Source organism: Margalitia sp. FSL K6-0131 (assembly GCF_038008735.1).
Taxonomy (GTDB): domain Bacteria; phylum Bacillota; class Bacilli; order Bacillales; family Bacillaceae_C; genus Margalitia; species Margalitia shackletonii.
In genome coordinates this window covers 504057-518253 of sequence record NZ_JBBOZS010000001.1, presented here as the reverse complement: position 1 = coordinate 518253, position 14197 = coordinate 504057, and the positions used below count along the sequence as shown (strand labels likewise).

The following is a 14197-nucleotide window of genomic DNA, read 5'->3' as shown; positions in this document are numbered from 1 at the left end:
CCCCCTTTCAAAAAGGGGAGTCAAACCGATAACGACATCTATAATACATTAAAATACCTCGCTTCCGGATGTGCAAATACAATCGCCGTCACTGCTGCCTCTGGTTCCATCATAAAGCCTTCCGTTAAATGCAGACCAATCTTCTCTGGCTGCAATAACTTAAATAGCTTTGCCTGGTCCTCTAAATTCGGGCATGCCGGATAACCAAACGAGAACCGCTGACCTTGGTATTTCGCGGCGAAGCGCTGCTGCATGGTAAAGTCAGGTGCATCAGGGAATCCCCACTGATCACGCATCAGTTGATGGACTCTTTCGGCAAAGCCTTCCGCAAGCTCTAAAGCCAACGCTTGCAATGCATGGCTTTGTAAGTAATCACCTTGTTTTTTCAATACAGAAGCAAATTCGCGGATATTTTTTCCGGCCACAACCGCAAACATTCCGACATAATCCATCACTCCACTATCCACTGACTTCAAATAATCAGCCAAACACAGATACGGAGCTTGCTCTTGGCGTGGGAAGGTAAACCGCTCTATTTCCACACCAGGATTCTCATGGTCATAAATTATCACATCATCCCCATCCGATTGAGCCGGGAAAAACCGATATAATGCGGATGGTTCCAGCAAGCGATCTGATTTTGCCTTCATCAGCAACTCATCTACTTGCTCCTTCAATTTCACCGCTTTTTCATCTTGCTCCTCCAAAAGCCTTGCAACTTTTCCTTTCAATCCTAAATGATGTCCAAATAGCATCTGCATATTCACATAAGGTTCAATATGTGCAACCGAATAATTCCGTAAAATATGCTCCTTTAAATCAGCTGGGACAAATACAGGACCATCCGTCGAAATTGGCGAACGCACCGCTATTTTCCGTTCCGGCCTCGTCACCTTATGCTCAATTTCCGCCTGCTTTAATTGCCGCTCCCTTTGTTCCTCCACCAAAACCTCGCGCTCATCCGCATTCAATACACGATTCGCTAAGGATAGCCCATCCATCGCATCCTTCGCATACACAACAAGTCCATTATAGGCAATTTTATTAGTAGTAAACTTCCTCGAAAGTGCCGCTCCCCCGACTAAAATTGGAAGGTCAATCCCGGCCTCCCGTAAATCCTGTGCTGTCAGGACCATTTGCTGTGCGGATTTGACAAGCAATCCGGACAATCCAACCACATCCGGCTTCTCTCTTCTAACCGCTTCAATTAAATCAGCCGGTGCCACCTTAATTCCAAGATCCACTACATCATAACCATTATTAGATAAAATGATATCGACTAGGTTTTTCCCGATATCGTGCACATCCCCTTTTACCGTTGCAAGGATAACCTTTCCCTTCGAACTTGACTCCACGCTTTTTTCCATAAAAGGCTCTAAAAAGGAGACGGATGTTTTCATGACTTCTGCACTTTGTAAAACCTCAGCGACAATCAACTGGTTGTCATTAAATAGCCGCCCAACCTCCGCCATCCCATCCATTAACGGACCATTAATTATTGCCAAAGGGGAAGGATACTCCTCAAGTGCCTGTTGCAAATCCTCCAGTAAGCCTTCCTTTGTGCCTTCCACGACATAACTTGCCAGGCGCTCCGCTAGACTCAAAGTTTCAACCGCTACCTTCTTCTCTTTCTTCTTCCCGCGGTAAAATTCCGTAAAAACCGCTAGCGCATCATCACTCGTTTCAAATAATAACCGCTCCGCCATGCGTACTTCTTCCTCTGGAATTGAGGCAAAACGCTCAAGCTTTTCGGTATTCACGATGGCATAGTCCAGTCCAGCTTTCGTACAGTGATACAAAAATACAGAATTTAATACTTCGCGCCCTGCAGGAGGTAAACCAAAAGAAACATTGCTTACTCCTAAAATGGTTTGGCACTTAGGAAGCCTTTCTTTAATGAGACGAATCCCCTCCACTGTTTCCTTTGCCGCACAAAAATATTGTTCATCCCCTGTTCCAGCAGGAAAAACAAGCGGATCAAAAATAATATCGCTTGGGTGAATCCCATATTTAGTAACTAGTAAATCATAGGACCGCAATGCGATTTCCAGCTTCCTCTCAGCCGTTACTCCCATTCCAGCCTCGTCAATGGTACCAACGACGACTGCACCGCCGAATTGATGAATAAGCGGGGTTACTTTTTCAAATCGTTCTTCCCCATTTTCGAGATTAATAGAGTTAATAATATTTTTCCCCTGGCAGTAGGTAAATGCCTTTTCGATTACTGCTTCATCTGTCGAATCTATCATTAAAGGAACTTTTACTTTTTTCACAACCTGTTGGATGAATTCCTCCATATCCTCGATTTCTTCACGGTCGGGATCCGCCAAACAGATATCAATAATATGTGCTCCATTTTTCACCTGGGCACGGGCAATTTCGCTCGCTTCTTCATATTTGCCTTCCGCAATCAATCCTTTGAATTTCCGTGACCCAATCACATTTGTTCGTTCCCCTACAAATAGCGGCCGCACACTTTCATCTTCATAAATGAATGGCTCAATTCCGGAAACTGCATGTGGGTGCTCCTCATTTGGAATTCTTGGTACTACATCCTTTAACGCTTCTGCCAGTGCTTTTATATGTTCAGGTGTTGTCCCACAACATCCGCCCGCAACATTTAGCCAGCCCTTTTCTGCAAATCCGCGAATCTTTGCAGATAACGATTCCGGTGATTCATGATAATGTCCCTCTTCATCAGGAAGACCCGCATTCGGATAGCAGCTTACAGCGGTTGTCGCTAAGCCGGATAATGCACGAATATGATCAGACATAAACTCTGGACCTGTCGCACAGTTCAATCCGACCGCTACGGGATTCATATGTTCCACGGAGATATAAAAAGCTTCAATGCTTTGCCCTGCAAGTGTCGTTCCCATCGGTTCAATCGTACCGGAGATCATCAGCGGAACTTTCACACCCAATTCTTCCAAAGCAGCACAAATTCCTAAGTATGCAGACTTTACATTCAACAGATCCTGTGATGTTTCCAGTAAAAGAACATCTGCACCACCTCGAACTAATCCTTTCGTCTGCTCATAATAAGCCTGCCTCAGCTGGTCAAAGGTTGCTCCGCCCGTAACAGATAACGTTTTTGTCGTTGGTCCCATTGAACCGGCAACAAACCGCGGCCATTTCTGCGTGGAAAATTTATCCGCCGCTTGTTTCGCCAATCGGGCAGCCTTAAAATTTATTTCCTCCGCTAAATGACCAAGGCCATATTCATCAAGGACAATACTTGTCGCACCAAATGTATTGGTTTCAATCACATCAGCACCTGCCTGTAAATATGCTCGGTGAATATCGCCGATAACATCCGGGGCAGTAATCGTTAAGTACTCGTTACAGCCTTCATACTCTTCCCCGCCAAAGTCTTCAGCTATCAACTGCTTCGCTTGAATCATGGTCCCCATCGCACCATCTAATATAAGAATTTTTTTCTTCAGCTGTTGTTCAAATAACGTTAGTGCCATGGACCAGTTTCTCCTTTTCGTGTACATAATTTACACAATCCACCGTTAAATCATAGCGAGTAAATGGTGTAATCAAATAAATGCCATTAAAATATTTCATCGCTACATCAACCAATGCCTTCGAAATTGCTAAGCTTTCCTTCGTTGCCTGAACTGGGTCGTCCTTTACTCTTTCCATCACATCTAAAATTTGCTCTGTTAACGTTATACCCGGAACCTCATGATGAAGGAAACTCGCATTGCGATAGCTTGTTAAAGGCATGATGCCAATGTAAATCGGCACCTTCAAATGTCTGGTTGCCTTATATACCTCTTCTATTTGCTGTTCATTAAAAAGCGGCTGGGTAATAAAATAATCTGCACCGCTCCGAACTTTTTTCTCTAACCGAGCAACTGCACGATCCAAATTACGCACATTTGGATTAAAAGCAGCTGCCACAGAAAAGGAAGTTTTTTTTCCTAAAGACTTTCCGGAATAGGAAATTCCTTCGTTAAATTGCTTCATCATGGCAATCAGATCCATGGAAGATAAGTCATAGACAGACGTTGCACCCGGAAAATCGCCAATTTTTGAAGGATCCCCCGTCACCGCTAAAACCTGATTTATCCCCAGAGCATCCAGCCCCATCAAATGGGATTGGAGTCCAATTAAGTTACGATCCCGGCAAGTAATATGAACAAGCGGGCGAATATGATGCTGCTCCTTCAGAATCGTTGCCATAGCGACATTGCTAATACGCGGTGAGGCAAGTGAGTTATCGGCCATTGTTAAAGCATCAATACCCGCTTCCTTTAAACGGTTAGCCCCGGTAAAAAAAGCTTCTGTCTGTAAATGCTTTGGTGTATCAAGTTCCACAATAATCGATGTCCGTTCTTTCACAATCTCATGCAGCGGAGGTTCCTGATCTACATGGGAAGCGAGGACTTCAATCTTTGGGCGAATCGGTTTCACCGTTTTTTCCTTAATAGGCTGCAGCCCGCGGACTCCCTCCGCAATTGCCTTAATATGCTCCGGCGTTGTACCGCAGCAGCCCCCTATCAGGCGTATCCCCTGTTCCACAAGCCGTACGGAACAACTCTTAAAGTACTCAGCATTTTTTGTAAAGACATACCTGCCATCCTCGTAATCTAGCAGACTTGCATTTGGATATGCCGATAAAAATGCCCTGTTAGGCAAGGGTATCTGCTCAAAGGATTGGATCATATGATGAGGTCCTAATCGGCAATTCAATCCGACCACATCCGCCCCAAGCTCTTCTAACCGCCGTAGTCCGTCTTTCACATATGTTCCATTTTGCAAAACCTCTGGTTCTAATAAGGAAAATTGCGCAATAACCGGTACATCCGCTTCCTCCTTCGCAATTTCCACAACTGCAAAAAGCTCCTCCGCATCATAATAGGTTTCGAGCAATATCCCATCGACCCCTTCATGGAGAAGATGATAAAGCTGTTCCCGAAAACTGCGCTTAATCTCGGCAAGAGTGATGTCTGCCTTGCGAAAACCGCGGTATCCTCCCATTGAACCGAGTATATAAGTATCTTTGTTCGCAGCCTGCTTGACAATCCGGACCGCTTCTATATTGATGGCTTTTACCTGCTCCTCCAGACCATACTGGCTTAATTTATAGTAATTAGCACCATAGGTATTTGTTTGGATAACCTGTGCACCCGCCTGTATATATGCTTGATGAATATTAAAAATATCCTCGCTATGGGATAAATTAAATTCCTCGTAGCATGTATCTTTTCCGTAGGAGTAGAGAAGCGTTCCCATGGCACCATCCGCAACTAAAATAGAGTTCTTTAGTCTATCTAATAAGTTCATGCCTTCACTCCTTTTATTTAATGGTTGCAGCAAAACGAATTGCTTTCTGCAGCGATTGTTCGAAATCCTCCAGTAAATCATCTACATGCTCAAGACCGACAGATAACCGGAGAACACCATCTGTAATTCCCCTTCTTTCCCGTTCCTGCTTTGGCATTGCAGCATGAGACATGGTTGCCGGATAGGAAAGGATTGATTCCACCGCCCCCAAACTTACTGCGAAAACAGGAATCCGAACATTCTCGACAAATGCTTTTGTACATTCCCTGTCAGGCAAGCGAAACGAAAGGACAGCACCTGCTCCTTTCGCCTGTGAATGGTGAATAGCGTATCCTGGGTGAGAGGTTAATCCTGGATAAAATACTTCCTCGATAAGCGGGTGTTTCACTAGAAAAGTAGCAATTTGTTCGGCAGTCTTGGAGGACTGCTGAAGCCTGACACTCAATGTTTTCATTCCTCTTAATAACAACCAGCAATCCTGCACCCCTAATACAGACCCGAACGCATTTTGAATAAACCCAACCTTTTTAGCAAGGTCATCGTTCTTTACAACTGCGAGACCAGCCACAACATCACTGTGACCTGATAAAAATTTCGTAGCACTATGAAGGACAATGTCAGCGCCAAGGTCTAATGGCCTTTGAAGAAACGGAGTCATGAAAGTATTATCAACAAACACTAAACAACCGTTTGCTTTCGCTATTTTTATAACACCTTTCAGATCGGTAATATGCAAAAGCGGATTTGAAGGAGTTTCTACATATAAAACCTTTGTATTCGGCCGGATGCCCTGTGCCACTTGATCCAAATCGGTCATATCGACAAAGGTATGTTCTATTTGAAATCTCGTTAAAACCTCTGTAACGATTCTGTATGTTCCGCCATATACATCCTGGGATATGAGAACATGATCCCCTGCGGAAAGAAGCATAAAAGCGGATGAAATGGCAGCCATTCCAGACGAAAAAGCAAAGCCTGCTGTTCCTCCTTCTAAATCAGCAATTGTCTCCTCCAGTATTTTCCGAGTCGGGTTTCCCGAACGGCTATAATCGAACTCGCCAAATTGATTAAAGGATGATTGATGGAAGGTGGATGAATAATGAATAGGCGGGTTCACTGCCCCCGTTACCCCATCAATATATCCTCACCTGTGAACTAGCTTTGTATCAAATGCATGATGAATACCCATTACAGCACCAACTCCTCCTGCCGAATTTTCGCAAATGCCTGCTCTAAATCACTAATTAAATCATCTGCATGTTCAATCCCTACTGAAAAACGCAGCAGCCTGTTGCATACACCACGCTTAATACGTACTTCTTCCGGAATATCAGCATGTGTTTGCGTAGCCGGATAGGTAATGAAGCTCTCCACACCGCCTAAGCTTTCTGCAAAAGTAATCAACTGTAAACTCTTTAAAAAAGCCGGAACCCATTCTGCTTTTTGCAAACGAAAGGACACCATTCCACCTTTATTTGGATAAAGAACACTTTCAACCTCAGGACATTCTTGTAAAAACTCAACTAATTTTTTCGCATTTTCCTGATGGCGTTCCATTCTTATACTCAAGGTTTTTAAACCGCGAATTAACAGCCAGGAATCAAATGGTGACAAAACAGCACCAGCCCCATTATGGTAGGCACTAAGCTTTTCACAAATAGCAGTATCTTTCGCCACAACAAGTCCGGCAAGCACATCATTATGACCGCCTATATATTTGGTTGCACTGTGAAGGACAATATCTGCTCCAAGTGTTATTGGTTTTTGTAAGTACGGGGTTAAAAAAGTATTATCAACAATCAGCAGCAGATCATTTTTTTCTGCAACCGCAGCAATAGCCGAAATATCCGTTTCAATCATTAAAGGATTAGTTGGTGTTTCTACTAAGATTGCTTTAGTTTTCTCTGTTATCGCTGCCTTAAGCTTAGCCGTATCATTTAAATCGATAAAATGTGTACGAATTCCGTAGCTTTCCGAGTATTGTTGAAGCAAGCGATAGGTTCCACCGTATAAATCATCGGAAGCAATAATCTCTTCATTTTGGCGAAAGAGGGATAATACGAGTTGAATAGCAGCCATTCCTGAACTGCAAGCAAATCCTTGCTTCCCTTCCTCCAGTTTGGCAAAGCTATCCTCCAAAAGCGCACGGGTCGGATTTTTCGTACGGGAATAATCATAGCCCGTGGAAAGTCCGATTCCCGCGTGGCGATAAGCGGTTGAAAAGTAAACAGGCGGATTCACCGCGCCTGTTACCTGTTCACTGCGGTTTCCAATTTGTACAAGCTCTGTATGAATATGATGATTTGTCATGAAATATCCTCCTATTTGTTGAATACAAAATAAAAAGGACCTCCATAAGAAGAAGTCCTCGAAAATGCCCTAACATTCTTCTTATCTTTCAGGCAAAAAAATACCTGCTGGAATTAGCACCATTTCAATAAAAATTGACGGTTGCTGAGGCGTCATCGGGCCAGTCCCTCTACCTCTCTTGATAAGATTTTTAGTATTTAGTTATTATTCAGAAATTTACCAACTTAATTAACAATTTACAACAATAATTTGCTTTTATCAAGTAAAATCTTTTTAAAATAGTGGTAAAGCGAAATATATTATTTTGATAAAATCTTCATCAGGCTATCGATTTCGTTTACCCAATAGTTTTCATCTGTATAAACGTCTTGAATCATCAGACCGCTGATAACAGAAAGATAGAGGAACAAGATCCGATGAGGATCCCCTTCACAAAATTCCCCCATCTCCTGACCTTTAACAAATATTGGGATTAATTGCTCAATTGTGTCCTTTGAAGAGAATTGATCTAGAAGCTGCTTTACCTTGACAGGCGTCTCATCGGATGTATGCGCCTGCTGTATGAGCAAGAAATATTGTTTGTGATTTTCCTCCAGCATATTTTTAGTCAATGCTTTTAGCTGTTCAAACGGTGTTCCGGGAAGGTTTCCGATATTCGCTATTGCTGTCTGCGCTTCTTCCAATGCTTCCTGAACAAGCAAGCTGAAAAGCTCTTCTTTAGAGCTGAAATAACGGTAGGACAACCCTTGACTAATTCCTGCTTCTGCTGCAATCATACTCATTTTTGTTCCCGAAATTCCTTTGCGGGCAAATACTTTCAAGGCAGCGCGCTTAATCTCTTCTCTTCTTTCATCTTGGGCATAATCCTGTTCTTTTAACGTCATTTTAAAAGTACACTCCCATCTATTGTGTATTTAGGCTGTATTGAAGCTTATTCATTCTTAATTGAAATAAGGATGTTTATAAGGCTTTCGTTAACAAAAGCTGAGGTTAACCAACTTGTTCTTGGCTGATTTCCCACAGACGCTTTGCTGCCTCCAGATTTTGAGCCGGTACTGATGGAAGAATTTTTTTCATATCCGCATAATAACCGCCGTTATCCTCTGAAATATCATCTGTATCTGCAAGCCATACTAATGTTTCGGCACCTTTTTCCGGACTGCGGGAAAAAGGCTTCATTCCTGCCATTGTTAACCGAGCCAATAAGCCATTATTTTGATTAAAATTTGTTGCAACAAGCCCCGGGTCGAAGCAGTGTGCTGTAACCCCTGTTCCTTCTAACCGTTTAGCTAATTCTGTAGTAAATAAGATGTTGGCAAGCTTCGTCTCGCCATACCTGATAGTAGGTCCGCCGAAAAGCATTTTTGGAAAAGAATATAAGCTTTTAGCATGTATATCATCAAAGTCTATTCCTTTCTTCACCATTTTGTGGCCGTGAGAGGCAGTGGTAATGATACGGGCGTTACCATTTTCCTTTAATCTTTCCAAGAGAAGTGTTGTCAAAAGAAATGGTCCTAAATGATTAACTGCCCACGTCATCTCCATCCCATCGACACTTTCTTGACGTCGATCAAACATTGCTCCAGCATTATTAATGAGAATATCAATTTTCGGGCACTTTGACAAAATCTCTTTTGCTACCTGTCTGATTGATTCTTGAGAAGACATGTCAGCTAAAAACACATCTACCACCGTCTTTCCTCCCGACACATTTTTTAATTGCGTTGCCAATTCATTTGCCTTAACTTGATTTCGTGCGATAATTCCTAAATTTGCACCGCGCTTGACTAGCTCCTTAGCCGTAGCCAACCCTATACCGCTAGTAGCCCCAGTTATAATAATGTACTTTCCTTTTACAGTCCATCTTTTTTCCATTTTAACCATCCTCCTAAGTTATCGTGAATGAATGAATCATTCATTTATTTGATTTTATTTTATGTTGCATTATTTTAATTGTCAATATAGTTTTTATAAAAATTATTAATAATCTGAAAATGAGTGAGATTCTTTTCGAAACAAGGAAAAACAGAGCATTTCAAAGAATTTATATGTATTAAACCAGAAAGGAAGACTTTATCCATGACTGCTATTACGAAAGACATACATAAAAAATTGGCGATTGACAATTTCAATCAAACATGGGATTTAATCGAAAAGGAAAATCGCACCAAAATGGAAGATGATACAATGATACATATGGCGCATACATCCCGTTTTCATTGGGGAATAATTGGGGAACCGGTTAACCTTTCTAGAGGTGAATGGCAAATATCCAGAGTGTATTCCATCCTTAAGCGAGCTGAGCCTGCACTTTACCATGCAAAAAGAAATTTAGAAATATGCCTTGAAAACCAAATTGGGGACTTCGATCTTGCATTTGCTTATGAGGCATTAGCCCGTGCATATATGATCGCTGGGAATATAGAAGAAGTACATCATTATAAAATGCTTGCCACCCAAGCAAGTGAACATATAAAAAAAGAAGCAGATCGAAAATTATTGTTAGATGATCTGAAAACCATATAACTATGGCCGTTATGATGATCGAAACATTTTAAAGATTAATAGACATTATAAAGGAATCAAAAAAGCTAGTCCTCTTTTTTAGAAGACTAGCTTTTTGTTTATGGATTTGAGCTGTTGACTGTACTGCTATTATCATTCAAAAAATTATTAATCGCTTGCTGGTTTTTCTCTTTATCAATTTCCAAAACAGCACCATCATAGGATACATATCCATTTTGGTAAGCACCTTGAACTGGCACTGTTAAAGTATCGATATTTTTCGGACGTTTTAGTAAAAACTCACTAGCTAACGCAATCGCATCACTGGTATCCATATTCGTTTGAATATAAGGCTGGATTGTTCCTAATAACTTAGGTGCTTTTGTAAATCCATTTACACTTAGAACTTCATCCTTTATAGCTTGAAGAACCTCTTGCTGGCGTTCTACACGGCCAAAATCACCTTGAGCATCATGTCTAAACCTTGCATACCCTAATAATTCTTTACCGTGCAGCTTTTGAAGACCTGGATGTAATGTAACACCAATATTTTTTGACATTTCTTTTTTCACATTAATTTCAATGCCATCAGGTGCGAGTGTATCGACAATTTTTTCAAATCCTTTAAAATTCACCATTACATAATACTGAACATCTAGACCAAAATTCTGTTTAATCGTTTTTCGCAGTAATTCCGGTCCTCCTAGGAAGTATGCTGTATTCAACTTATAATTTTTATATCCCGGAATTTCGACAAACATATCCCTCATCAAAGAGATAAGCTTCACCTTTTTATTCTTTGGATCATATTGTGCAACCATCATGGAATCCGTACGGGACTTTTCATTCTTGCGCTGATCGATTCCAAGCAATAAAAAGTTTACCTTTCCATTGGCGTCCTTTTCACCATGAAACACTATTTTTTCTTTTTTAATTCCGTCATTACCTGCTTGTTTGATACCTGAATAATATTGAAAAGCAACATATATCACTGCTGCTATAATAATCACAAAAAATAACAAGAGGAGAATTCTTCTTCTTCTTTTTTTCCTTCTTGTTTTTTTATCAAGTCTTGTAACCATAGTATCCCTCAACTTTGAAGATAGATTTATTCTTATCTATACAATTTTTGGTGACCTTTCTATTATCAATGAAAAACCGAAATTTGTCACCCCTCCAATTTCTGCTGATATAATAGGAGAAAGTTACCTTAAGAGGATGTGCATGATATGAAAGGGATAAATCACCTGTTATTTTCTGTATCAAATTTGGAGAATTCTATCGATTTTTACGAGAAGGTTTTTGATGCAAAATTGCTTGTAAAAGGGAATACCACCGCGTATTTTGACCTTAACGGGATATGGTTAGCACTTAACGAGGAAAAAGATATCCCCCGGAATGACATCCACTATTCCTATACCCATATCGCCTTTTCGATAGAGGAACAAGAATACGAACATTTTTTGTCGAAATTTCAAAACTTAAAAGTGAATATTCTTCCTGGAAGAAATCGTGATGAAAAGGATCGCAAATCCATTTATTTTACCGACCCGGATGGACATAAGTTTGAACTACACACAGGGACTTTGGAAGATAGATTAACTTATTATAAGGAAGAAAAAAAACATATGAATTTTTATACTTAAAATGGTAATATATAAGTGGAAATATTCAGATTTATCAGGAGTCGGAGGATAGGGTTATGTTACAAAGAGATGAAATCTTATTTAATCAACTAGAATCATTCAGAGAATGGACACTTGGACTTTTAAAAAATATTACTGAAGAGCAGGCTGATATTGTGCCTAAAGGATTCAACAACAATATTCGTTGGAATTTAGGGCATATCTATTTGGACCAATACCTTTGGATTAAAGCTGTAACAAAAGAACCAATTCCGATTCCCGAGGGCTTTCAAGAGTGGTTTGGCTTTGGGACAAAACCGGCAGATTGGAAAACTGCTCCTCCGCGTTTAGATCAGCTAAAAAAGTTGTTGGCTGAACAGCCTAAAGTAATTCGTGAACTATACGGAAACCGTTTAGAGGAAGAATTTGCACCAACAGAGCTCGGAATGCATACAATCGCCCAAGTTCTTGTCCGTACTATTTATCATGAAGGAATGCACGCGGAAACGATTAAGTTGATGAAGAGGTTTCTGTAGAATTTGGGATTGAGAAGTAATTGTTCCGGATTAGGGATTGAGAATGTCCTTCACTTTTTTGTGAAGGACATTCCTTGGGGATTGCAATGGAATCGTGTCCTTCATCGACTTTGTGAAGGACATTCCTTGGGGGTTGCAATGGAATCGTGTCCTTCATCGACTTTGTGAAGGACATTCCTTGGGGATTGCAATGGAATCGTGTCCTTCATCGACTTTGTGAAGGACATTCCTTGGGGGTTGCAATGGAATCGTGTCCTTCATCGACTTTGTGAAGGACATTCCTTGGGGATTGCAATGGAATTGTGTCCTTCATCGACTTTGTGAAGGACATTCCTTGGGGATTGCAATGGAATCGTGTCCTTCATCGACTTTGTGAAGGACATTCCTTGGGGATTGCAATGGAATTGTGTCCTTCATCGACTTTGTGAAGGACATTCCTTGGGGATTGCAATGGAATCGTGTCCTTCATCGACTTTGTGAAGGACACTTGAGTGGTTATTCTACTTTATTTTGTCCTTCATCGCAATTATGGAAGGACACTTTGACTGCCTTTCTCCTTTTGTCCTTTTGGCACCATAGAGCATTCTTATAGGAAACTTCAACTGCTTTTCTAACTAATGTTGTGCATGACTATCACCCGGCAGCCTCCATTGAGACCAGGGCCATTCACTAATCTTTACTTATCTGCCTCTTGAAATTCTTTCTGAACTTTTTCTAATAATTCCTTATCTGTTAACAGACGATATCCGGTAAGAGCTAATGCTTTTGCTGCTGTTAGTAAGGCATGTTCTCCTTGTTTGGATCCAGCCGCTTCTCGAAATTCATTTGTATGGGCAACTAGATTGTCCGGTCCGATTTTGATATAGGAGTGGGAAGTTGGAACAACATGGCTGACATTCCCTGCATCCGTTGAGCCAATTCCACCATCTTTTCCTTCCACTGACTCTCCCAGCAGCGCTAATTCTTCCCCTACTATTTCATCTAATGAATGATTAATAATGAAATCATGTACTTCATTTTGGAATCTTTCAATCTTCACTGTACTTCCGGTTGCCAGTGCAGCACCTTCCGCAATGTTACGGATTTTACCTGAAACTTCTTCCGTATGCTTCCATGTATTTGCGCGGATGAAAAATCTTGCGGAAGCATGTTCAGGGATAATGTTGGGGGCATCGCCACCATGAGTAATAATTCCATGAATCCGTACATCTGTTGATAATTGTTGACGAAGTGCATTGATACCATTAAATAATTGAATAACAGCATCTAGAGCATTGATCCCTTTTTCCGGGGCACCCGCTGCATGTGCAGCTTTTCCGTAAAAATGGAAATCCAATGGATCTACTGCCAATGATGGACTGGATAATCCTGTTTTTCCACTTGGATGTGCCATTAATGCCGCGTCAATCCCCTCCAGCAATCCGTGTTTCACAAAGCTGCCTTTTGCACTTCCGTTTGGGCCTCCTTCTTCTGCCGGTGTACCAAATACAACTACTTCTCCACCAGTTTCTTCAATTACTCCTGCCAACGCAATACCTGCCGCGACACTTGTTGTTCCAATGATATTATGGCCACATGCATGACCAAGACCAGGAAGAGCATCATATTCTGCTAAATAGGCAATTTTTGGACCAGGTTTGGAGGATGATTTTCTCGCAACAAACCCTGTTTCATGCCCTGCAACATTTCTAGTAACCTCAAAACCTGCTTTTTCAAGAATCCCTGTCAATGTTTCGGACGCAAAAAACTCTTGGTTTCCGATTTCCGGATTTTCGTGGATACGATGACTTGCATCGATATATACTTCCTTAGAATCCTCAATACTTTTCACAATTTGCTCTCTTTGTGTTTCTACCTTAACAGTCATGTCAAGCTCTCCCTTCTATTATTTAGCCCCAAACTAGTTGGGGCTCTTTAAATGAT

At 41.2% G+C, this 14197-nt stretch carries 11 protein-coding genes and 1 riboswitch; of the genes, 3 read left to right on the top strand and 8 right to left on the bottom strand.

The window, feature by feature from the left end; all coding sequences use genetic code 11:
* Positions 1-38: 38 nt before the first annotated feature.
* From metH to NSQ59_RS02620, 6 genes are all read right to left on the bottom strand, one after another.
* The gene (gene metH / locus NSQ59_RS02645; RefSeq protein WP_340828999.1) at positions 39-3473 is read right to left on the bottom strand and encodes a methionine synthase; all 3435 of its coding nucleotides are present in this window, start codon (positions 3471-3473) and stop codon (positions 39-41) included.
* Complete coding sequence (locus NSQ59_RS02640; RefSeq protein ID WP_340828998.1) at positions 3454-5298, bottom strand: bifunctional homocysteine S-methyltransferase/methylenetetrahydrofolate reductase; 1845 nt, start codon at positions 5296-5298, stop codon at positions 3454-3456. The genes metH and NSQ59_RS02640 overlap by 20 nt, the downstream gene beginning before the upstream one ends.
* A 13-nt stretch (positions 5299-5311) precedes the next feature.
* Positions 5312-6436: a cystathionine beta-lyase gene (metC, locus tag NSQ59_RS02635; RefSeq protein WP_340833124.1), complete on the bottom strand. Its 1125-nt coding sequence runs from the start codon at positions 6434-6436 to the stop codon at positions 5312-5314.
* A gap of 50 nt (positions 6437-6486) precedes the next feature.
* Positions 6487-7608 carry a methionine biosynthesis PLP-dependent protein gene (locus NSQ59_RS02630; RefSeq protein WP_340828997.1) on the bottom strand — a complete coding sequence of 374 codons (1122 nt, stop codon included), beginning with the start codon at positions 7606-7608 and terminating at the stop codon, positions 6487-6489.
* 78 nt (positions 7609-7686) lie between these two features.
* A riboswitch (SAM riboswitch) is annotated at positions 7687-7796 on the bottom strand.
* A 111-nt stretch (positions 7797-7907) separates the two neighbouring features.
* Positions 7908-8492, bottom strand: a complete 585-nt coding sequence (locus NSQ59_RS02625; protein WP_055738121.1) for a TetR/AcrR family transcriptional regulator — start codon at positions 8490-8492, stop codon at positions 7908-7910.
* 106 nt (positions 8493-8598) lie between these two features.
* Complete coding sequence (locus NSQ59_RS02620; protein ID WP_437177094.1) at positions 8599-9483, bottom strand: SDR family oxidoreductase; 885 nt, start codon at positions 9481-9483, stop codon at positions 8599-8601.
* Positions 9484-9687: 204 nt separating this feature from the next.
* Here NSQ59_RS02620 and NSQ59_RS02615 point away from each other — a divergent pair, with 204 nt between their 5' ends.
* A complete protein-coding gene (locus NSQ59_RS02615) occupies positions 9688-10134 on the top strand; it encodes a hypothetical protein (protein ID WP_126647299.1) in 447 nt (148 codons plus the stop codon).
* A gap of 98 nt (positions 10135-10232) precedes the next feature.
* Here NSQ59_RS02615 and NSQ59_RS02610 read toward each other — a convergent pair whose 3' ends face one another.
* A complete protein-coding gene (locus tag NSQ59_RS02610; RefSeq protein ID WP_055738118.1) occupies positions 10233-11195 on the bottom strand; it encodes an LCP family protein in 963 nt (320 codons plus the stop codon).
* 147 nt (positions 11196-11342) lie between these two features.
* Here NSQ59_RS02610 and fosB point away from each other — a divergent pair, with 147 nt between their 5' ends.
* Together fosB and NSQ59_RS02600 are read left to right on the top strand one after the other, a co-directional pair.
* On the top strand, positions 11343-11759 hold the full coding sequence (gene fosB, locus NSQ59_RS02605; RefSeq protein WP_055738117.1) for a metallothiol transferase FosB: 417 nt from the start codon (positions 11343-11345) through the stop codon (positions 11757-11759).
* Between the two features lie 56 nt (positions 11760-11815).
* A complete protein-coding gene (locus NSQ59_RS02600) occupies positions 11816-12274 on the top strand; it encodes a DinB family protein (RefSeq protein WP_340828993.1) in 459 nt (152 codons plus the stop codon).
* 676 nt (positions 12275-12950) lie between these two features.
* On the opposite strand, the gene NSQ59_RS02595 is transcribed toward NSQ59_RS02600, so the two are convergent.
* On the bottom strand, positions 12951-14141 hold the full coding sequence (locus NSQ59_RS02595; protein ID WP_340828990.1) for a M20 family metallopeptidase: 1191 nt from the start codon (positions 14139-14141) through the stop codon (positions 12951-12953).
* Positions 14142-14197: the final 56 nt, after the last annotated feature.